Origin of the sequence: Kitasatospora sp. NPDC002227 (assembly GCF_040296285.1) — a bacterium.
In the GTDB taxonomy this organism is placed as follows: domain Bacteria; phylum Actinomycetota; class Actinomycetes; order Streptomycetales; family Streptomycetaceae; genus Kitasatospora.
The window spans coordinates 18,831-39,553 of the sequence record NZ_JBEOWY010000037.1; the positions used below are offsets into that span (position 1 = coordinate 18,831).

A 20,723-nucleotide genomic window follows, 5' to 3' on the forward strand; every position below is an offset into this window, starting at 1 on the left:
GCGAAGCGGCGATCCCGATGAAGTTCAACATCCTCGGTCCGCTGGAGCTCCTGGCCGGCCCCGAGGCCCGGCCGGTGAGCCCCGGCGCCACCAAGCTGCGGGTGGTGCTCGGCACCCTGCTCGTCCACGCCAACCAGGTCGTCTCGGCGGAGGACCTGATCGACGAGCTCTGGCCGAGCGCTCCCCCGCGCACCGCCACCACCACACTCCAGGTCTACATCTCCCAGCTGCGCAAGCTGCTGCGCACCCTCGACCCGGTGGGCAGCCGCGACCTGGTGGAGACCAGGGCCCCCGGCTACGCCGTGCGCGCCAGCGCCGCCACGTTGGACGTGCTGCGCTTCGAGGAGCTGCTGCTGCAGGGCCAACAGGCCTCCGGGGCAGGCGACTTCGCGGCCGCCGCCGAACTGTGCGGGCAGGCCGCCGGGCTCTGGCGCGGCTCGCTGCTGGCCGACCTGCCGCCCGGGCTGCTGCTGCAGCAGGCCGGGCGGCGCCTCGCCGAGCGGCGGGCCACCGCGCTGGACGAGCGGGTCCGGGCCGAACTCCGGCTCGGCCGCCACCGTGACCTGGTCGCCGAACTGCAGTCGCTGGTCGCCGAGCACCCCGTCCGCGAGGAGTTCCACGGCCACCTGATGACCGCCTACTACCGCTCCGGCCGCCAGGCCGAGGCGCTGCGGGTGTTCGGCCTGCTGCGCTCCTCGCTCCGCGCCGAGCTGGGCGTCGAACCCGGGCCCCGGCTCCGGGAGTTGCACCTGCGGATCCTGCGCGGGGACACCGCGCTGCTGCGCGCCGACGGCGGCGAGCCGGCCCGCACGGCCGAGCACCGCGCGGGCGACGGCGAGTCCGGGAGCGGCCCGGCCTCCGCCGAGGCACCGCGCCGCCCGCTCGGCTCCCGGCTGCCGCCCGCCGACCCGCTCTTCACCGGGCGGCGCACCGAACTCGCCGAACTGGAGCGCCTGCTGCGCCCCGGGGTGGGCGGCGGCGCCGCGGTGATCCTCTCCGGCGCGCCCGGGGTCGGCAAGACGGCTCTGGCCGTGCAGGCCGCGCACCGGCTCGGGGACCTCTTCCCGGACGGGCGGGTGCTGGTGCCCGCGGAGTCCGCCGCACCGGCCCCCGGCTGGCAGGCCGAGCGCCGGGTACTGCTGATCCTGGACGGGGCCGCCGGGCCCGGGCGGATCCGCTCCCTGCTGCCGGTGCCGCCGGGGAGCGCGCTGCTGGTGACCAGTCGCCGCCGCCTGGCCGGGCTCACCGGCCCGAGCGGGCCGGCCGCGCTGCGGGGCCTGGTGCTCGGGGTGTTCGCCGCGGACGACTCGCGCCGGCTGCTCACCGCCCGGGGCTCGCAGGATCAGAGCGACGCGGCCGCGCTCGACGAACTCGCCTCCCTGTGCGGCCACTTGCCGCTGGCCGTGCGGATCGCGGCGGAGCTGCTGACCGCCCGGCCGCACTGGAGCCCGAAGTGGCTCGCCCGCCAGCTGCACACCGAGGCGGAGCGGCTTGACTGGCTCCGGATCGGTGACCTTGACCTTCGCGGAAGGTTCTTGACGACCAGTCAGCAGCTGGGCGCGGCCGAGCAGGAGGTGCTCGGCCTGCTCGGCCTGCTGCCCCCGGGTGAGTTCGACCTGGCCATGGCGGCCGCACTGCTCGGCGCGGACCGCCCGGCCGCACTGCGCGCCGTGGAGGAGCTGGTCGACGCTAGCCTGCTGGAGGCGTACCGCACGCCGACCGGGGTGGCCTACCGCCTGCCGGAGCTGCTGCGGCTGTTCGCCGCGGGCCGGCTGGCCGAGACCTCGGCGCCCGGGGAGCTGGCGGCCGCCGCCGAGCGGATGTGCGCGGCCTACCTGGCAGCGGCCGGATCGGCCGGAGAGCTCGACGCCCCGGTCCGGGCGGCCGCCCTGGTGCGGGCCGCCCGGACGGCGTACCAGCATGACCACTGGCAGTACACCGTCCGGCTCGCCGAGGCGGCCGGTCCGCTGCTGGAGCGGGACGCCGCCTGGACCGACTGGGCCCGCACCCACCGGCTCGCGCTGGACGCCGCCGAGCGCTGCGCCGACCTCGCCGCGCAGGCCCGGCTGTCGCGCTCGCTCGGCGACCTGGCCTGGCAGCGCCGCCGGTCGGCCGAGGCCCGGGAGTACTACCTGCGGGCCCGGGCCCTCGCGCAGTCGGTCGACGCCCCCGAGGAGTACGCGCTGACGCTGGTCGGGCTGGCTCAACTGGAGTTGGACGAAGGCCGGTTGAGCGCCGCTGCCGAGCTGCTGGGCGCGGCGTTGACGGCGGCGGCCGGCCCGGGGCACAGCCGAGGGCGGTACGAGGCGAACCGGGTGCTGGCGCTGCTCGCCCTGGCCCACGACGCCCCGTCCGCCGCTGCGGGCCACTTCGCCGAATGCCTCGACCTCGCCGGCATCCTCCGGGACCGCCGTCTGGAGGCGTACGCCCGCCGCTCCCTGCGCTCCCTGACCGGCCCCACAGCCGCCCCCGGCGTCGAACTCCGCCCGGGCGTCTGGCGCCTGCCGCCGTCCCGCCCGGCCGGGACGGCGACGGCGGCGAGCCGGCGGGGCGGACAGCGGTGAGGCGGCGGACGTGTGCGCGGCGGGATGCCGCCGGCCCTGCCTGGCCGGCGGCGCACGCGGTTGACGAACAGAGCCTCGCGCCCCTGGACGGTGCGGTCCGGCGCACGGCAGCTCGGCCACCGGTGTGTGGACGAAGAACGGACGTGGTGTCATGACGGAGGGGGGCCGGATGTCCGGCGGACAGTGGCAGGGCCAGGCCCTGCCGGACGGGGGCGAGTTGGTCGGGCGGGAGTTGGAGCTGCTGCAGCTCGCCGCGCGGCTGCGCGGCGATGCGGTGCGGCTGCTGACGCTGACCGGGCCGGCCGGGGTCGGCAAGAGTGCCCTGGCGGCCCGGGTGGTGCCGCTGGTGGCGGACGGCTTCGCGCAGGTCCGGTGGGCGGAGCCGCTCCCCGGGGTGCCGCTGGCCGAGACGGCCGGGCCTGCGGCGGACGGCGGCCGCAGCCTGCTGGTGCTCGACGGCTGCGATCACGAAGCCCGGCCGGACGCCGCCGAGTTGGCCGCTCTGCTGGCCGAACGGCCGGGGCTGGTGGTGCTCGCGACCTGCCTCGAGCCGCTGCGGGTCTACCAGGAGCGGCTGGCCCCGGTGAAGCCACTCGCCACGCCCGAGCCCGGGGAGGACGACCCGCAGCTGCTGGGCCAGGTGCCGTCGGTGGCGCTGTTCGTACGCCGGGCGCAGGACGCGACGCCGGGCTTCGACCTGACGGCCGAGAACGCCGCCGCCGTCGGCCAGGTCTGCGCCCGCCTCGGCGGGCTGCCGCTGGCGGTGGAGTTCGCGGCCGAGCGGCTGCGGCTCTTCCCCGTGCAGCTGCTGGCCGCCCGGCTGCGCGAGCGCACCACCGGACTGACCGGCGGCCCGGCCACCGCGCCGGAGCGGCACCGCTCGCTGGCGGCGCTGGCCGCCTGGAGCTGCCGGGGGCTGACCCCCGAGGCGGACGCCCTGCTGGCGGAGGCGGCGGTGCACCGGCAGGGCTTCGGCCTGGCCGCCGTCGGCCGCAGCGGCGAGGGTGCGTTGGAGGCGCTGATCGAGCGCAACCTGGTCACCGTCGCCGGGCAGCGGGAGGGCGAGCCGCGGTTCGCCGTGCCGGAGCCCGTCCGCTCGTACCTGCTGGACGAGTTGGCCGACTCCGGGCGGCTGGCCGAGCTGCAGGACGCCCACGCCGAGCGGTGCCGCAGACTGCTGGCGGGGATCGAACCCCGGCTGGCCGGGACGGAACAGGCCCGCTGGCTGCGCACCCTGGCGGTGGAGACGCCCGAGGTGGAGGCGGCGCTGCGGCGGCTGGAGGAGCGCGGGGACCGCGAGGCGGCCGCCGGGCTGCTGCTCGCCTGCCGGCTGCCCTGGCAGGTGCAGGGGCGGCTGCGCGAGGGGCTGGAGTGGGGGGACCGGCTGGCGGGCGAGGACGGCCCGGCGCTGCCGACCGCGCTGCGCGCTCGGCTGGTTGACCTGGCGGGCGCCTTCGCCACCGCGCTGGGCGAGGCGCAGGACGCGGTGCTGCGGCACCGCCGGGCGCTGGCCCTGGCCAAGGACTTGGGCGACCGGCGGCTCACCGCGCTGCTCTCCGCCCACCTGGGCGAGGCGCTGCTGGCCGCGGGCGATCTCCCCGGGGCGCAGACCGTGCTGGTGACGGCGCTGGCCACCCTGGAGTCGGTGGGAGCGGCGGGCCCGGCGGCCGAAGCGGCCGCCGCGCTCGCCCGGGTGCTGCGGGCGCAGGGCGAGCGGCGCAAGGCGCGCGAGCTGCTCGACCGGGCCGAGGAGAGCTGCCGACGGCGGCGGGACAGCCGGGGCCTGGCGCAGGTACTGCGCGAGGCGGCGGCCTTCGCCGTCGAGGAGGGCGAGCCGCTGGTGGCGGACCGGGCGCTGCGGGAGTGCCTGCGGCTGGCCGAGGCGGTCGGCGAGCGCGGCGAACTGCCGGTGCTGCTGGACGATTTCGCGCTGAACCTGAGCCGCCTGCGGCTCGAGCAGCAGCCGCGCGCGGTGCGCCTGCTCGCGGTGGCCGCCACCCTGCGCGAGGCGATGGGTGCCCGGCTCACCGAGGCGCGCGCGGCCACCCTGGCCGAGGCGCTGACGGGCCTGGAGACCAGGCTGACCTGGCACGCGCTGGCCACCGCCCTGGTCGAGGGCCGTCGGCTCTCGCCGGCGGGTGCGGTGGCCGAGGCGCTCTCCACCCCGGCGCCCGACACCGATCCGGGCGGGGCCGAGGCACCGGCGGAGAGCGAGGGCGGGCACGGACTGACACCGCGTCAGGTACAGGTGGCGATGCTGATCTCGGAGGGCTTGACCAACCGTCAGATCGCGGCCCGGCTGGAGATCTCGGAGTGGACCGTGGTCAACCACGTCCGTCAGGTGATGCGCCGGCTGAACTGCACCTCCCGGGTGCAGGTCGCCTGGTCGGCGGGGCGGTGGACCTGATGCGGGAGACGATGGAACTCGCGGCCGCGGCATCCGCCCTGCGGGTGCCCGCGGAGGTAGCGGAGCGGTTCCGCGCCGAGGGGTGGTGGCGGGAGGAGACCTTCCTGCACGACCTCTACCGGACGGCCGCGCTCGACCCGGCCCGCCCGGCGATCGTCGCGGACCGCTCGCAGCGGCCCGCCGGGCAGCGGATCACCACCCTGAGCTACGCCCAACTCGCGCTGCACGTCGACCGGTTCGCCGCCGCCCTGGCCTCGCTCGGGATCGGCCCGGGCGACCCGGTGGCGTACCAGCTGCCCAACTGGTGGGAGACCGCCGCGCTCACCCTGGCCTGCCTGCGCCTGGGCGCGCTGGCCGTACCGGTGCTGCCGACCGTACGGGCGCACGGCCTGGGCCGGATCCTGGCCGCCAGCGCCGCCCGGGTCTGCGTGGTGCCGCAGGCCTGGGACGGGTTCGCCCACTCCGAGGCGCTGGCCGAACTCGCCCCCGGGCTGCCGTGGCTGCGCCACCGGGTGGTGATCGGCGACGCCGCCGCCACCGGGGCCGTGGACTTCGAGCGGTACTTCCTGCGCACCCCGCACGAGCGGCACACCCGGCTGCCGGACCTCCTGGCCACCGGCGGCCCCGACCGGGCCGCGCTGCTGATCACGGTGATGGGCCTGGCCGACTCGTTCAGCTCGCTGCTGCACTCCCCCAACTCCCTCTACGCCAACGCCAGTACCCAGCTCGACCCGCAGGGGCCGGGGATGCGGCCCGGCGAGGCGTTCTTCTGCCCGCTGCCGCTCACCTCGCTGGCCTCGCTGATCTACACCGTCTTCTGGCCGCTGGCCGTCGGCGGCACCGGCGTCTACCAGGACGTCTGGGACCCGGCCCGCTGCCTGGAGCTGCTGGCGGCCGCCCGGGTCGACCAGGTGTACGCGGCCCCGGTCTACTGGGCCGAGCTGCTGACCGCCTGGCGGCAGGAGCCGAGGAGCCTGGACCGGCTGCGGCTGGTCCTGTGCGGCGGGCGGACCAGCACCCCGCCCGAGCTGCCGGGTGAACTGGCCGAGGCCTTCGGGGTGCCGGTGCGGACCATGTGGGGCGCACCGGAGCTCGGCATGGGCACCCTGGCCGACCCGGCGGCCGGCGGCACCCCACTGCTGCCCGCCGGTCTCGAACTCGCCCCAGGGCCTGCCCTGGGCGGCGAGCCCTCGCGGCTGCTGGCGCGTGGCCCGCAGCTGTGCCTGGCGCGCTGGCCGCACGGGGACCCGGCGCCGGAGGTGACCTGGGAGCAGGGGGGCGGCTGGCTGGACACCGGGGACAGCGCGGCGGCGGACGGCCACGGCGGGCTGCGGGTGGTGGCGCACGCGGGCGAGCGGACCGGGAGCATCTTCATGGTGCCGGTGGCCGAGGTGGAGGCGGGGCTGCTCGCACACCCGCTGGTGCAGGAGGCCGCCGTGATCTCGTACACCGACCAGGAGTACGGCGAACTCCCCTGCGCGGTGGTCGTCCCGGCCGCCCGCGCCACCCCGCCGGGCCTGGTCGCCCTCCGCGAACACCTGGCCGCCCGCGGCCTGGCCGAGGCCTTCCGGCCGACCCGGCTGGAACTGGTCGGCTCACTGCCCCGCGACGCACAGGGCGCCATCCGCAAGGACGTCCTGCGCGGCTGGCTCGACCGCCTCCGCCCGGGCGTCCCGCGACCGGCCCCGAACTGAGCCCGCCGGGACGGACCGAGGAGGACGGACAACAAGCGACCCTGACGGCTGCTCGGACGCCGGGCGGTATCGGAGCGGTCGGAGCTGGGGGACCCGGCGCCCGGCACGAGCTCGGCCGACGGCCGCCCGGCGTCCTGCGTCTCGCCTGCGGCGGCGCCGGGCCTCGGGGGCGGTCCGGGGCTCAGTGGTCGCTGGTGACCAGGTGGGCGAGTTCGGCGAACTCGTGGTGCCAGCCGTCCGTCAGGGGGGCGGTGGCGAGGCCGGTGAGGGCGCGGGTGACCAGGTCGGCGATGGTGGTCTCGGCCTGGCGGCGGCCTTCGGAGCCGAAGACGACCTCGCGCAGGAACTGGGCGTCGGCGTCGTAGCCGGGGCCGCCGTCCAGGAAACCCCGCAGGCGCCAGGCGGGGTGGACCGCGGCGGCGTAGTCCCGGTACGCGGCGGCCAGGTCGGGGCGGCCGGCCAGGGTGGCGCCGAGCAGCAGCGGGTGGTGCAGGGCGTACCAGCCGGCTCCGCAGGAGGCACTGCAGCCCTCGATGCAGCGGCCCGGCCAGGGGTCGCCGAGGTACTCGGTGGCGGCGATCGCCTCGGCCTGGGCGCCGATGATCCGGTCGGTGCGGAAGTCGGCCCACAGCTCGGCGGCCTCCGGCGCGAGCCCGGCGGCCAGCCGGTCGCCGAGCGCCTGCGCGAGGTCCCCGGCCAGCGCGGCGGTGGACTCGCCGAAGCGGCGGGCCTCGCCGCGCCAGCCGTTGCGCTCGTGCTCGGCGGCGTGGCTGATGTGCAGGGTCGGCATGGCGCGGCGCAGCACCGCGTTCTCCCGGACGTCCTCGCGCACGGCGTGGCAGACGTCGAGCAGTTCGAGGGCCGCGGCGGCCCGGACGGCCGCCTGATCCGCCGGGTCGCCGCCCGCGGCGAGGTAGCCGGTGAGCAGGACGAGCGGGCGCAGCCGCTCGCCCCTGGCCTGCAGCAGTTCGCCGATCCCGCTGACCAGGGTGGCGGCCTGCGGTTCGGCCCGGCGGCGGCGGTGCTCGCGGCAGACGGTCTCGGCCAGCAGCTCGTCGACCTGGCCGAGCATCAGGTCACGCGTGTGCCGCAGGGCGGCGGCGGCCCGGTGCTTGGGGCTTGTGGTCATCACTGACCCTCCATCGGTCGGCTCGGCTGTCAGGACCGAGCCTTCCAGGACCCGCCTGCCCCGGTCCAGGGTTCCGGTCGCGGCAGGGGTGATCCGGCCCCGGGGAGGGGCCGGATCAGCCAGGGCTCTGCCATCGCGGCGGGGCCGGCGGTGGGGGCTTGCTATGCGCTTGCCATAGCGGGCCCGGCCGGTCAGACCTCGGCCAGGCCGAGCTGGAGGTCCATCGGCAGGGCCTGGCGGCCGGCGATGTTCAGCTTGCGGTAGACCCGGGTCAGGTGCTGCTCGACCGTGCTGACGGTGATGTAGAGCTTGACCGCGATCTCCCGGTTGGTGTGGCCGTGCACGGCGAGCACCGCGACCCGGCGCTCGGAGTCGCTCAGGCTGGCCAGCAGGTCGGGCTGCGGGGCGGGCGGGGCGGCCACCGGGGCGGCGGGCTCCTCGACGTGGCCCGGCATGATCCGCTCGCGCAGCGCCTCCGCACCGCACAGCTGGGCGAGGTGCCAGGCCCGGCGGTTGACCATGGCGGCCCGGCCCGGATCCCCGGTCTCCTTCAGCACCTGGCCGAAGTCGGCCAGCGCGAGCGCCAGTTCGTAGCGGTCGCCGGACTTGTGCAGCTCCTCGATGGCCTTGCCGAGCAGGGCGTGGCGCTCCTTGGGCTCGCGCAGCTGGGCCCGGACCCGCAGTGAGCAGCCGCGCACCCAGGGGTCCTTGCCGTCGGGGCCGGCCAGCTGGTCGGCGATGAAGCGCTCGGCCTGGTGGATCTCGCCCAGGCGCATCAGCGCCTCGGCGGCGTCGGTGCGCCAGGGCAGCACCCGGGGGCGGTCCAGGCCCCAGCGCTTGGCCTGCCGGCCGACGTCCAGGAAGTCGGCGAGCGCGGCGTGGTAGCGGCTGGTGAGCAGGAAGTACCGGCCCCGGGCGCGCAGCCGGCCGAGGCCGTGGACGCTGGCGCCGAGCTCGTCGGGCACCAGCCGGCTCAGCACGGCGGCGGCCTCCTCGGGGCGGCCGATCGCGGTGTGCGCGCGGATCAGGGTGCCGGCGACCCCGCTCAGCAGCATGCTCTCGCTCCACTGCGGCATCGCGGCCAGCACCGCGCCCGCCTTGGCGGCCGCGCCGGCCAGGTCGCCCAGTCGCAGCAGCCCCTCGGCCTGCAGGCCGGTCAGCGCGGCGTGCCAGCCGGGGGCGCCGCGGCGCTGGGCCTGCTCGGCGAAGGCCGCGCACAGCGGGACGGCCTGCTGCGGGCCGCCCAGGTGCAGCAGGGTGCGCAGCGCCTGCAGGACGGGCTCGACGGTGCCCTCGGTGAGCGAGGCGCCGCGCAGGTAGATCTCGGCGCTGTGCGCGACGGCGGTCTCGTCGCCGTGCTCGGGCAGGGCCCACAGCGCGGCGGGGTCGCAGCGCGGGGCCGGGCGGCGGGCGGGGGCGCCGGGCTCGCCGGTGGGCGCGGCGACGCGGGTCGCACTCCAGTTCGGGAAGGCGGTCAGGCCGTCCAGCGGGTCGGTCCGGCCCACGGCGGGGCGGCCCGGCTCGGGCTGCTCCACGGCCAGGCCGGCCAGCGCCTCGGAGGCCTCCTGGACCCGGCCCTGGGCGGTCAGCAGCCGGGCCAGCGGGGCGAGTTGGGAGCCGGGCAGCCGGGCCTCGCGCAGTGCGGCGAGCGGCTGGGCGAGCTGGCGCTCGCCGGCGGCCGGGTCCAGCGGCCAGGCGACCTCGGCCAGCCGGATCCGCAGCGCGGTGCGCTGGGCGTCCTCGGCGCAGGCCTGGTGGGCCAGCTCCAGGCAGGCGGTGGCCCGGGCCGGCTCGCCGTCGGCGAGGAACTGGTCGGCGGCCGCCCGCAGCACCGGCAGCGCCCACTCCTCCTCGGTGTGCCGGGCGGCGAGCAGCTGCTCGGCGACCACCAGGACGGACAGGTCGTGCTCGCGGGCCAGCCGGGCGGCGCGCCGGTGCAGCTCCTGACGGGCCGTCGGGTCCATCCGGTCGAGCACCGCCGCCCGGGCCGCCGGGTGGCGCAGCCGCAGCCCGTCGGCCAGACCGGCCGCGCCCAGCGCCCTGACCCCCTGGCGGACGGCGCCGAGGCTGGTGCCGAGCAGCTCGGCGATCACCTCGGGCCCGCAGGCGCCGTCGAGGATCGCCAGGCCGTCGGCCAGCCGCACGGTGGCGGGCCCGCAGCGGTGGAAGCTGGCGAGCACGGCCTGGGCGTACGGGCCGCCAGCCTCCGTGCCGGGGTCCTGCAGCAGGGCGCGCAGCAGCAGCGGGTTGCCGCCGCTGGCGTGGTACACCCGGTCGGCCTCGGCCTGCCCGTGGCCGACCAGCAGCTGGCTGACCGCCGTGTGGTCGAGCCGCTCGAGGCGGACCCGGGAGAAGTTGGGCTGGCGCAGCAGCTCGGTGCCGAACATGGGGTCGTCGGCGCGCTCGTGCAGCGACTCGGCGAGCACCATCAGCACCCGCATCGAGCGGGTGTGCCGGGCCAGGTGCAGCAGGTAGCGGCCGGAGAGCTCGTCCAGCTGGTGGCTGTCGTCCACGCAGACGACCACCGGCGCCTGCTCGCTCAGTGCGCCGACCGCGCGGGCGAAGGCGTGCATCGCCTCCACCGCGCCGGGCTGCGCGGCGCCGGCCGGGTCGGGCAGGGTGCCCTGCGGGGCACCGGCGGCCAGCTGGCTCACCACGCCCAGCGGCAGGCCGCGCTCGGCGGCGGTGCCGATCGCGCGCAGCACCAGGTGGCCGCGCTCGGCGGCTCTGGCACTGACCACCTCGAGCAGCTCGCTCTTGCCGCAGCCGACGGCGCCCTCGATCAGCACCAGAGTCGCATTCTTGTCCACACAGCTGTCGAGCGCTTCTTCCAACTGAGCGAGCTTCGACTCACGCTGAACCAGCACCGCTGGCACCCCCCGTGGCTTGTTCCCCGAATTCCGGCCAACGTCCTTGCAGGGCAAGGGATTTACCGGCAAACCGCCTCTGATCACTGCTTCTGCTGACGAGTCTAGTGCGCCTGAAGCGCCCGCCCCGGTGACCGCAAGTTGCATGGCAGCCAGTCCCCGACCTGACACAGTCGCCCCGCCCGTATGACAGGCGGATGGCAAGGTGCCCCCGGCGGCAGGCAGCCGCCCGGCAAGCGGGCGGGCGGCGGGGCGGCGGATGGCAGCAGGCAGGGAGGAAGACGGCCCCCGCCGGGCGTGATCGCGGGCCTGGCGGCCTGCGGCGTCGCGGTGGCGGGCGGGGCTCGGGGAGCGTGGCGGGCACCGGCGGAAGAACTGCCCCGCCGGGTGCTCGGATCCGAGAGAGGTGGGGCCCCATGCTCGCTGACCTGCTGCCCGCCGGCGTCGCCACGGCGGAGGCACTGGCCGACCCGCGGTCGGCCGTGCTCTACCCCGAGGAGGAGGAGCTGATCCGCGACTCGGTGGCCAAGCGCCGCGAGGAGTTCACCACCGTCCGCTGGTGCGCGCGGCGCGCGATGGCCGAGCTCGGCCTGCCGCCCGCGCCGGTGCTGCCCGGTCACCGCGGTGCGCCGCGCTGGGCGCCGTCGGTGGTCGGCAGCCTCACCCACTGCGCGGGCTACCGGGGTGCGGCACTGGCCCGCTCGGCGGCGTACGCCTCAATCGGCATCGACGCCGAGCCGAACCAGCCGCTGCCCGAGGGCATCCTCGACTCGATCGCCCTCCCCGCCGAGGGGCGCTGGGTGCGCCGGCTGCTCGCCGAGCGGCCCGAGACCCGCTGGGACCGGCTGCTGTTCAGCCTCAAGGAGGCCGTCTACAAGACCTGGTTCCCTTATGTCGGGCGGGAGTTGGACTTCGGCGACGCACTCGTGACGGTCGACCCCGACGGCGGCGGCTTCGCCGCGCAGATCCTGCTCCCGGCCGGCGCCCGGCTCGCCACCGACCCCCGGGAGTTCCACGGCCGCTGGCTCGCCGAGGGCGGCCTGCTGCTCAGCGCGATCGCCCTGGAAAGCACGACACTCCCCGCGGCAGCGCCACGGGGAGCGGGTACGACGACCCGGACGGCGGTCCGGACCGCGGTCTAGACCGTCGGCCAGCGGTCGTCCGTCCGCTTGAGGACACCCGTGGCCACGTCCAGCGGCCAGCGGTCGTCGTCCAGCGGCTTCACGACGCGCGAGGCCACGTCCAGCGGCCAGCGGTCGTCCGCGACGACCACGCTCGACCGCTCCGCACCCCCGTGCTGTGCGCCAGCGGCGACGCCGCCGCCCACGGCGGTGCAAACTCCCAGTACGGCGAAGGCCACCGCGGCACGTGCCTTGCTCATCGAAGTCCCCTCCATGACATCCCCCATTTACTGACCGGACGGCCAGGTCAGCGACCGTTTGCCGGCGGGGCCCGATCCCCTGTCCGGCGCAGCTCACACTGCCCGACTTTCGGCGGGGACCGCAAAGAAATGCCGCTGGCGTACAGTTGCGCTGCAGCAAGTTACGGGAACATCGCGGGGGCGGAATGTCACGGGGCGGTAACGCTGGGTTCGGGTTTGCAGAGCTCGATGACATGAGCGCTGCGGCGTACCGCAAGGCCGTGGAACTAGGGTTGTTCAACCGTGAGCAGATCGGCAAGGAACTCGGCCTCAGCGCCGAGGAATCTGTCAGGTCGGAAGCCACCCTGCGGAGCCTGAACCTGCTCCAGCCGATGCCGGGCGACCCCGAGGTGCTGGTGCCGGTCGGCCCGGACGTGGCCGCCGCCGACCTGGTCTCCCCCGCCGAGCAGGAGATCACCGAGCTTCAGCAGGCGGTCACCAGTGTGCGCACCAAGCTGCTCTCGCTGATGCCGGCGTACTTCGAGGGCCGCCGCCAGCGCAACCGGCTGGAGGCCTTCGACCTGATCACCGACGGCGCCATGGTGCAGTCGTTGATCGACGAGGTCGGCAAGCGCTGCCGCACCGAAGTCCTCACCGTGCAGCCCGGCGGCGCCCGCCCGGCCGAGTCGCTGGCCTCCGCGCGCGAGGTGACGATGCAGTTCCTGGACCGGGGGGTGAAGGTCCGCACCATCTACCAGCACACCGCGCGCAGCGACCTGGCGACCCGCTCGTACGTCCGCGAGGTGACCGCCGCCGGGGCCGAGGTGCGCACCGCCGACCAGCTGATCGACCTGATGCTGATCTACGACCGGGAGCTGGTCTTCCTGCCCGAGCGCGGCGCCGACCCCGGTCGGCCCGGCGCGGCCGTGGTGCGCGAGCCGACCCTGGTCTCCTTCCTCTGCTCGGTCTTCGAGTTCATGTGGGACAGCGCGACGCCTTTCGTGGTGGAGTCGCAGAAGGCCGCCGCGACCTCGGACGACCTCAAGCAGTCGATCATCCGGCTGATGGTGCTCGGCTACAAGGACGAGATGGTGGCCCGCCGGCTCGGCATGTCGGTACGCACCTGCCGGCGTCACATCTCCGAGATCACGGAGGAGTTGGAGGCCACCAGTCGCTTCCAGGCGGGCTACAACGCGGCTGTGCGGCTCAGTCCGCCCCCTCCAGGGCCTCGGTGATCGCCTCCACGCAGTCCTGGTCGAGCATGGTGGTGATCTCGGTGTCCGTCAGGGTGCCGAACCCGGCGTCGTAGACGGCGGTGCTCACGGTGTAGCCGCTCTCCAGCACGAAGGTGCGGAAGGCCCACTCCCGCCCGGTGCCGGCCGTGCCGTCCGGCCGCTGCACCCGCACCGGCTTGCCGTCCGGGCCGAAGCCGAACTCGGTGAACCGGAAGTGCATGCCCTGGCCGATCGCCTTGCTGTACGCCTCCTTGAGTGTCCACAGCCGCACCAGACTGGTGTTGCGCTCCTCCTCCGGAAGGTTGCGCAGCATCACCAGCTCGTACGGGGTGCAGACGTGGCGCCCGAGCCCGCTGCCGTACATCGGGCGGTCGGTGCGCTCGGCGTCCACCCCGATCAGGCCGCGGGTGGTCAGGCCCACGAGCAGCAGGTCCTGGGTGTGGCTGAGGCTGATGTCGATCTGGTCGCAGCCGCGCAGGTACGGGCGGCCGGTCGGACCGTAGGCCAGCTCGAGGGCGCCCGGATCCCCGCCGAGCACGGCTCCGGCGGCGTGCTTGAGCAGCACCCGGGAGGCGGCGTAGCGCTCGCGGACCTCGGCGTGGGCGAGTTCGAGGTAGCGGGACCAGTCACGGCCGAGCAGCGTGCGCAGGGCCTCGCCGTCGGGCAGCTCCTTGTGCAGCTCGCTCAGCCGGGCGTAGGCGAGCGCGGTGCCGTGGGCGACCAGATCGGCCCGGACCCGCTCCCAGTCGCGCGGACCGGCGGTCACCTCGACCGGCTCGCCGAGCGGCGGGCCGAGCGGCGAGTTGCCTGGGGCGGTCATGCCTGGTCCTCCATCAGCAGGTGGATCTCGGTGAGGCTCTGCGCCTCGAGCACCCGTCGGACGGGGATCCGCCGGCCCGACTCACGCTCCATCAGTACCACCAGTCGCAGCAGGTGCACCGAGTCCCAGCCGGGCAGTTCGGCCAGCGGGGCGGTGGCCGCGCCGGGGCCGAAGTCCAGGCCCAGGTCGTCGGCGACCAGGTCGAGGAACGCGGCCAGGTCGAGGAAGGCGGCCGGACCGGCCGTTCCGGGCGGGCCGGCCGGGGTCACCGGCCGGTGGGTCGTGCTTGTCATCGTGCGGCCTCCGGGGTGGGGGTCCTCAGCTGCAGGTGGCCCGGGATCTCCGGGACGCTCCGCAGGTCGTGGCGGTAGCCGACGCCCGGGCCGGCCTGCGCGGTGGGATTGAAGCCGAGCGACGGGTAGAACCCGGCCGCGCGGTGGTTCTTGGGAGTGGGCAGGTACCGGGCGTGCACCGCCGACCGGCCCTCCGCCCGGGCCCGGCCGAGCAGGGTGGCCAGCAGGGCCTCCTCGATGCCCCGGGCCAGCACGCGGCAGCTGAGCCAGACGTTCTCCAGGTGCAGCACGCCCTCGGCCCGGCGGCCGAGCAGCGCGCCCACCAGGCCGTGGTTGCCGAACCGGTCGCCACTGCGGGCCACCAGCAGCAGGTCCCCGTCCGGACCGGCCGCGTGGGCCGCCAGCTCCGCCTGCGGCAGCCTGGCGCCGGTCAGATTGAACTGGTTGGTGCGCTGGGTCAGTTGGGCCAGCCGAGCCAGCTCGTGGCCGCGCGGCGGGCCGATCTCCACCCAGCAGGCAAGATCGTACAGGAACTCCCGGTGGGTGCTCAGCTGCTCCGCGGACTCCCTGCGCAGCCGCTCCGCGCGGTAGCGGGCCGGGCGTTCGCGGTCCTCCTCGGTGAGGCGCAGGGTGGCGAACCAGCCGTCGCGCAGCAGCGCGTCCAGGTGCAGCGCGGGCTCCTCGTCGATCGGCACGGTGGCGACCCCCGGGGCGCCGTGGCGCACCTGGGCCCGCTCGGCCGGGTTGTCGTCCAGGAACACCAGCGCGTCCAGCCCCAGGCCCAGCTGCTCGGCGATCTCCCGCAGATTGGCGTCCTTGGGGCGCCAGTTGGCTTGCACCGCCGCGAAGTCCTCGGCGCGCAGCAGCAGATCGGGGTGCTCGCGCAGCACCTCGAGCACGGGCTGCTCGTCGTTCTTGCTGCTGACGGCCAGCAGCACGCCTTGGGAGGCCAGTTGGGCCACGCCGCGCTGCAGCCGCCCGAAGGCCGCGCCGCGCAGGGTACCGGCGGCGGCGATGCCCTCGGGGCCGTCCTCGCTCAGCACGCCGTCCCACAGAGTCTGGTCGAGGTCGAGCACCAGCGCCTTGCGCAGCCGACCGGTGAGCACCCGGGCCACGGCGGCCACCTCGCGCGCGTAGGCGGCCAGCAGCGGGGCCGAGAGCCTGGCCTCGGCGTAGCAGGCCAGCCGGGGGTCGCAGACCGGGCCGCCCTCGGCGAGCAACGGGTCCAGGTCGATCACCACGACGTCCGCCCGGTGCTCGCCCAGTCGCAGCAGCCTGGCGTTGAACTCGCGCCAGACGGCGCCGAGCCGGGCCCTGGCGTGGAAGTCGACCAGCTGCCTCGGGTACCAGGCGGGCAGCGGCAGGGTGTTCAGCACCAGCAGGCCGCCGGTGGTCCGCTCCTCGGTCAGCCGCTCGATCCGGCGCAGCAGCTCGGCGGCGGCCTGCTCGACGTCGGCCACCCGCCAGGGGGTGGGGAGCGCGCCGAAGGCGGCCTCCGCGTCCAGCACGCAGACCACCAGGTCGGGTTCGGTGCCCGCGAAGGCCCCGGCGGGGCTGCCCAGGTCGGCGAGCCAGGCGCCGTGGTCGCCGAGCAGCGGGTTCAGCAGCAGGCCGTGCCGGGCGAGTTCGGCGGTGAGCGGGTCGATCAGCTCACCGACGGTGGACCGGCCGGTGACGGCCACCGTGACGGCCCGGGCCCGCGGGTCGCGGGCCAGCACGGCGGCCGGGTCGACGGCCGCCAGCAGGCGCCCGGCCCGGGCCGGGTCGATCTCGCCGGTGACCAGGCCCTCCTCCTCGGCGAGCAGGGCCGGGATCTCGTGCCAGTCGCTCTCCAGGCGGCCCTCGGCGCGCAGTTCGCGCAGCCGCGCGATCAGCCCGCTCACCGCCGGCCGGCCCTCTCCAGGGCGAACCCGGTCTTGATCCACTTGCTGGACTCGATACTCACCGCGAGCGCCCGCTCCCCCTCGCCGAAACCGTCCAGCAGCAGCTCCAGCTGTAGGAAGGGCAGGGCGTTCGCGGTGTTGCCGGTGGCCCGGACGCAGGAGACCTCGCGGGCGCCGGGCAGCGCGAGCCGCGCCACGATCCGGTCGGTCATCGCCCCCGAGAGCTGCGGCGGCAGCAGGTGGGCCACCTCCTCGGCCTGCCAGCCGGTCAGCTCCAGCAAGTCCCAGACCGCCTCGGCGGCCAGCTCCGGCACGCTGCTCTCGATCTCCTTGTAGTCCTCCGTCAGCATCCGGCGCGGCGAGTGCCGGTCGCTGACGCCGTACCAGTCGACCAGTTGGCCGGGCGGGCGGCCGAGGCCGACGAAGCGGTTGAGCACGGCCTTGATCTCCACCGCCTCGCCGATCGGCTCGGTGCTCAGCACGGCGGCGCCCGCGCCGTCGCCGAAGATCAGGTAGTTGACCAGCTCCTCGGCGGTCAGGTCCGTCAGGTCCCGGTCGAGGTCGAGGTGGCGGTGGGTCACGTCGCCGCCGATCACCAGCCCGGTGCGCCGGCCGGCGCCGAGCAGGGCGCCGGCCAGGTCGAGTGCCTGCACCGCGCCGGAGCAGCCCGCCTGCAGCTGGTACGCCGGCAGGTGGTCGAGGCCGAGCAGGTCGGCGGTCTGGGTGGCCGTGGTCGGCAGCAGGGTGTCGGGCGTGGCGGTGGCCAGCACCAGGAACTCGATGTCGGCCGGCTCCAGGCCGGCCGCCGCCATCGCCTGTGCCCCGGCCTCGGCGCACAGGTCGGTCAGCGTGCGCAGCACCTCACCGGTGCCGAGGTCCCGGCCGAAGTGCCGGGTCTCGGTGCCGACGAAGATGTCGATCCACTCGTCGCTGACGCCCAGCAGCTTGCCGAGCGTCGCGTTGCCCACCGGTTCGCCCGGCAGCGCCGTCCCGACCGCGCCCAGGTACATCCGTCCCCCGTTCATCATGTCCCCATCTCCCTCAGGCCACCTGCTCGGTGAGCAGACCGGCCAGATACTCCGTCAGTGACTCGACGGTGCGCAGCGCCGGCAGCAGCTCGCGCATCGGCACCGTGCCGAGCTGCGGCAGCCTGCTCTCCAGCCGGTCCTTGAGCTGGACGGTCATCACGGAGTCGAAGGCGAGGTCCTCGTAGAACCGGGCCGTACCGACCACGTGGCCCTGCGGGTAGCCGCCGAGCTCGGTGACGGCCTCGATCACGGCGGCCAGCAGCGGCGGGAGCGGCCGGCCGGCCGCGGGCTCCGCCGCGCGGGTTGCCGACCCGAGCGGGCGGCCCACCGACGCGAGCGGGCGGACCGCGGCCGGGGCGGCGGCGCCGCAGGCCCCGCTCCAGCGGAAGCGGTGCTCGGTGGCGAAGACGTACGGCCGCAGGCGCTCGGTGCGGCGGTCCGCCGCCTCGTACAGCGCGTCCCACTCCGGGTCCAGCCCGGAGCGGAACAGCGCGGCCGCCGTCTCGGCGAGCTCCCGGCCGGTGGCCTCGGCGCCCGGGGCCGGGTGCAGCAGCTCGGCGCCGGGGGCCAGGCCGCCGCGCCGTACCAGCGGGAGCAGCAACCGCTTGGGGCCGATCTCGACCAGATGGGTGGGCCGGGCCTGGGCCGCCAGGGCACCGAGCGCATCGGCGAACCGCACCGGCTCGGCCGCGTGCCCGGCCCAGTACGCACCGTCCATCGGCTCCGCCCCGAGCAGCCGCCCGCGCCAGGTGGAGTACAGCGGTACGGTGGGCGCGGCCGGGCACAGCTCCAGCGCCCGCAGCCGATCGGCGGCGGGCGCGATCAGCGGCGAGTGGAACCCCCGCGACACCCGCAACGGCCGGCTCCGCACTCCGCGCGCGGTGAGCAGCGCCTCGACCCTGGCGAGTGCGGCGCAGCTCCCGGAGAGCACCACGTCCTGCGGCCCGTTGACGGCGGCAACCGCCAACTCGGGCTGGGCGCCGACCGATGCGGCGAGCGTCCGCGTCGTGGCCGACGCAGCGCCCAGGGGCGCGCGGGGCGCAACTCCGGCGGTCGCCGCCCGGCTTCCCGGCGATGATCCGCCGGTGGCGGCGCCGGCGAGTTCGGCGAGCCCGGAGATCGCCAACTCCGGTTCGCCTGCAAGCAGTTCCACCAGCTGGGTGAGCGAGGCGCGGACGGCGAGCATGCCGCCGGCCGGGGTCGCGTCCATCGCGATGGCTCGTTCGACCACCAGCTCGGCGGCCTCCTCGAGTTGGAGGGCCCCGGCCACGGTGGCGGCCGCGATTTCGCCGAGGCTGTGGCCGGTGACGGCGGCGGGGCGCAGGCCGAGGTCGATCAGGGTGTGGGCGAGGGCGTAGCCGACGGCGAAGAGGGCGGGCTGGGAGGTGAGGGGGTCGTGGATGGCTTCGGCGCCGCTGGTGATCAACTCCTCGACGGAGAAGCCGAGTCGGGTGGCCAGGGCCCGGCTCGCCGCGCCGAGGTGGTGGCGGTAGGAGGGCGACTCACGGTGGAGACCGGCGGTCATGCCGGGGTACTGGCAGCCCTGGCCGGTGAAGACGAAGGCCACCACGGGCTGGTCCCAGGGCCGGGGCAGCGCCTCGGCGCCGCCCTCGGCGGCGCGCCGCAGCTCGGCGGCCAGCTCGGCACTGTCCCGGGCGACCGTCGCGTACCGGTACGGCAGCGTGGTGCGGGCCCGGTTGCTGCTCCAGCAGAGCGCGGCGGCGCCGGACTTGGGCCGCCGCCCGATCGCCTCCGCCTGCGCGGCGAGGTTGCGCCGCAGCCCCTCGGGCGAGTCGGCCGTCAGCGTGAACACCCCGGGCGCGGCCGCGCCACGCCGGGCGGCGGCCGGGCGCGCCGGGGCCGGGGCACTGGCCAGGACGGCGTGCGCGTTGGTGCCGCCCATCCCGAAGCTGGAGACTCCGGCGAGCTGCTCGCCGGCCGGCAGCCGCAGGGGCGCGCGCAGCAGCGACAGGCCCCGCTCGGCCAGCCGCAGGCGGCCGTTGACCTGGTCGGCGCCCTTGCTGGCGGGCACGATCCGGTGGTGCAGGGCGAGCGCGGTCTTGATCAGCCCGGCGATCCCGGCGGCGCCCTCGGTGTGCCCGAGGTTGCCCTTGACCGAGCCGATCGCCACCGGCCGCGGCCGCTCCACGCCGTGCACCGCGCCGAGCGCCGCGCACTCGATCGCGTCGCCCAGCGCCGTACCGGTGCCGTGCGCCTCCACGAAGGTGATCTCCGAGGGGCGGACCCCGGCCCGCCGGTAGGCCGCCTCCAGGACGCGCTGCTGGGCCCAGCGGTTGGGCGCCGTCACGCCGTTGCTGCGCCCGTCCTGGTTGACGGCGGTGCCGCGGAGCACGGCGTAGACCCGCTGCCCGGCGGCCAGCGCGTCGGCGAGGCGGCGCAGCACCACCACGCCGAGCCCGTCACTGCGCCCGATCCCGTCGGCGCCCGCGCCGAAGGGCTTGCAGAGCCCGTCGGGGGCGGCCAGCCCGAGCCGGGCGTAGACCTGGTTGAGCGTGGGGGTGAGCTGGAGGTTGACGCCCGCCGCGAGCGCGGTGTCGCACTCCCCGGCGAGCAGCGCGTTGGCCGCCAGGTGCACGGCCACCAGGGCCGAGGAGCAGGCGGTGTCCACCGCGATGCTGGGGCCGGTGAGGTTGAGGTGGTAGGAGAGCCGGTTGGCGGTCATCCCGGCGCTGGTGCCCGCGCCGAGCTGCGGGGTGACGGCGGCCGGGTCGCCCAGGGTGAGCCGGCCCCACTCGCCGCCCATCACGCCGACGTAGACACCGACCTCGGTGTCGTCGGCCGGTCCGCGACGGCCCGGCGGGCGGCCGGAGTCCTCCAGAGCCCGCCAGGCGCACTGCAGCAGCAGCCGGTGGTGCGGGTCCATCACGGCCGCCTCGCGCGGGGTGACGGTGAAGAACTCGTGGTCGAACACGTCGGCGTCGGCCAGGAAGCCGCCCAGCGCGGGCGCCCCCGGCACGGCGGCGGTGTCCCAGCGCTGCGCGGGCACCTCGCCGACGACCCGGCCGCCGCGCAGCAGCAGCTCCCAGTAGGCCTCCAGGCCGGCCGCGCCGGGGAACGCGCAGTCCATCCCGACGATGGCCAGCCCCCTGGCCGCCGAGGCCGCCTCCCCCGTGGCGGCCATCAGCTCAGCCCCGCCGTCCGGGGCAGCTCCTCGGCGAGGAAGCCGAGCAGCGAGCGGACGGTGGGGTGGTCCCAGAGCAGCGTCTGGTCCACCTCCAGGCCGAAGACCTCCTCCAGGTCACCGCAGAGGCTGAGCGCGCAGACCGAGTCCATGCCGTACTCGGCCAGCGGCTCGTCGGGGTCGATGGCCGCCGCCGGGCGCTCCAGGTAGCAGGCCAGCCGCTCCAGCAGCCAGTCCTGCAGCGGTCGGCCGCCGTCGACGAGCAGGGCGGCGGCGGGGTGCGTGGAGGTGGTCATGTCGA

The 20,723-nt window shown here is 76.1% G+C and carries 14 protein-coding genes; 5 read left to right on the forward strand and 9 right to left on the reverse strand.

The genetic code is table 11. The annotated features are described in order from the left end of the window. Positions 1-17 precede the first annotated feature (17 nt). The 3 genes from ABT095_RS27220 to ABT095_RS27230 all read left to right on the forward strand — a co-directional run bounded on the left by ABT095_RS27220 (position 18) and on the right by ABT095_RS27230 (position 6,665). Positions 18-2,564 carry an AfsR/SARP family transcriptional regulator gene (locus ABT095_RS27220; protein WP_350532155.1) on the forward strand — a complete coding sequence of 849 codons (2,547 nt, stop codon included), beginning with the start codon at positions 18-20 and terminating at the stop codon, positions 2,562-2,564. A 169-nt stretch (positions 2,565-2,733) separates the two neighbouring features. After that, the gene (locus ABT095_RS27225) at positions 2,734-4,971 is read left to right on the forward strand and encodes a helix-turn-helix transcriptional regulator (protein ID WP_350532156.1); all 2,238 of its coding nucleotides are present in this window, start codon (positions 2,734-2,736) and stop codon (positions 4,969-4,971) included. Next, positions 4,971-6,665: an AMP-binding protein gene (locus ABT095_RS27230; protein WP_350532157.1), complete on the forward strand. Its 1,695-nt coding sequence runs from the start codon at positions 4,971-4,973 to the stop codon at positions 6,663-6,665. The genes ABT095_RS27225 and ABT095_RS27230 overlap by 1 nt, the downstream gene beginning before the upstream one ends. Before the next feature lie 181 nt (positions 6,666-6,846). Here the strand turns inward: ABT095_RS27230 and ABT095_RS27235 are convergent, their stop codons facing one another. Together ABT095_RS27235 and ABT095_RS27240 are read right to left on the reverse strand one after the other, a co-directional pair. After that, the gene (locus ABT095_RS27235; protein WP_350532158.1) at positions 6,847-7,794 is read right to left on the reverse strand and encodes a polyprenyl synthetase family protein; all 948 of its coding nucleotides are present in this window, start codon (positions 7,792-7,794) and stop codon (positions 6,847-6,849) included. Positions 7,795-7,985: 191 nt separating this feature from the next. Then, positions 7,986-10,661, reverse strand: coding sequence for a helix-turn-helix transcriptional regulator (locus tag ABT095_RS27240; protein ID WP_350532159.1), 2,676 nt, complete (start codon positions 10,659-10,661; stop codon positions 7,986-7,988). A gap of 416 nt (positions 10,662-11,077) precedes the next feature. On the opposite strand from ABT095_RS27240, the gene ABT095_RS27245 reads away from it, so the two are divergent. Beyond that, positions 11,078-11,803, forward strand: coding sequence for a 4'-phosphopantetheinyl transferase family protein (locus ABT095_RS27245; RefSeq protein ID WP_350532160.1), 726 nt, complete (start codon positions 11,078-11,080; stop codon positions 11,801-11,803). Here ABT095_RS27245 and ABT095_RS27250 read toward each other — a convergent pair. Next, positions 11,800-12,042: a hypothetical protein gene (locus ABT095_RS27250; RefSeq protein ID WP_350532161.1), complete on the reverse strand. Its 243-nt coding sequence runs from the start codon at positions 12,040-12,042 to the stop codon at positions 11,800-11,802. The genes ABT095_RS27245 and ABT095_RS27250 overlap by 4 nt on opposite strands. A 233-nt stretch (positions 12,043-12,275) precedes the next feature. Between ABT095_RS27250 and ABT095_RS27255 the strand changes: the two genes are divergently transcribed. After that, positions 12,276-13,256 carry a hypothetical protein gene (locus ABT095_RS27255; RefSeq protein WP_350532162.1) on the forward strand — a complete coding sequence of 327 codons (981 nt, stop codon included), beginning with the start codon at positions 12,276-12,278 and terminating at the stop codon, positions 13,254-13,256. Here ABT095_RS27255 and ABT095_RS27260 read toward each other — a convergent pair. From ABT095_RS27260 to ABT095_RS27285, 6 genes are read right to left on the reverse strand one after another with little or no spacing between them, the layout of a single operon-like run. After that, on the reverse strand, positions 13,228-14,076 hold the full coding sequence (locus ABT095_RS27260) for a 4'-phosphopantetheinyl transferase family protein (protein WP_350532163.1): 849 nt from the start codon (positions 14,074-14,076) through the stop codon (positions 13,228-13,230). The two genes, ABT095_RS27255 and ABT095_RS27260, sit on opposite strands and share 29 nt — an antisense overlap. Beyond that, positions 14,073-14,369, reverse strand: a complete 297-nt coding sequence (locus ABT095_RS27265) for an acyl carrier protein (RefSeq protein ID WP_350532164.1) — start codon at positions 14,367-14,369, stop codon at positions 14,073-14,075. Before ABT095_RS27265 ends, ABT095_RS27260 begins: the two co-directional genes overlap by 4 nt. After that, positions 14,366-16,252 carry an HAD-IIIC family phosphatase gene (locus ABT095_RS27270; protein ID WP_350532165.1) on the reverse strand — a complete coding sequence of 629 codons (1,887 nt, stop codon included), beginning with the start codon at positions 16,250-16,252 and terminating at the stop codon, positions 14,366-14,368. The genes ABT095_RS27265 and ABT095_RS27270 overlap by 4 nt, the downstream gene beginning before the upstream one ends. After that, positions 16,249-17,277 (reverse strand): 3-oxoacyl-ACP synthase III family protein, encoded by a 1,029-nt coding sequence (locus tag ABT095_RS27275; RefSeq protein ID WP_350532192.1) that lies wholly within the window; start codon positions 17,275-17,277, stop codon positions 16,249-16,251. The genes ABT095_RS27270 and ABT095_RS27275 overlap by 4 nt, the downstream gene beginning before the upstream one ends. Positions 17,278-17,293: 16 nt before the next feature. After that, positions 17,294-20,422 carry a type I polyketide synthase gene (locus ABT095_RS27280; RefSeq protein ID WP_350532167.1) on the reverse strand — a complete coding sequence of 1,043 codons (3,129 nt, stop codon included), beginning with the start codon at positions 20,420-20,422 and terminating at the stop codon, positions 17,294-17,296. Further along, complete coding sequence (locus ABT095_RS27285) at positions 20,422-20,718, reverse strand: acyl carrier protein (RefSeq protein WP_350532168.1); 297 nt, start codon at positions 20,716-20,718, stop codon at positions 20,422-20,424. Before ABT095_RS27285 ends, ABT095_RS27280 begins: the two co-directional genes overlap by 1 nt. Positions 20,719-20,723: the final 5 nt, after the last annotated feature.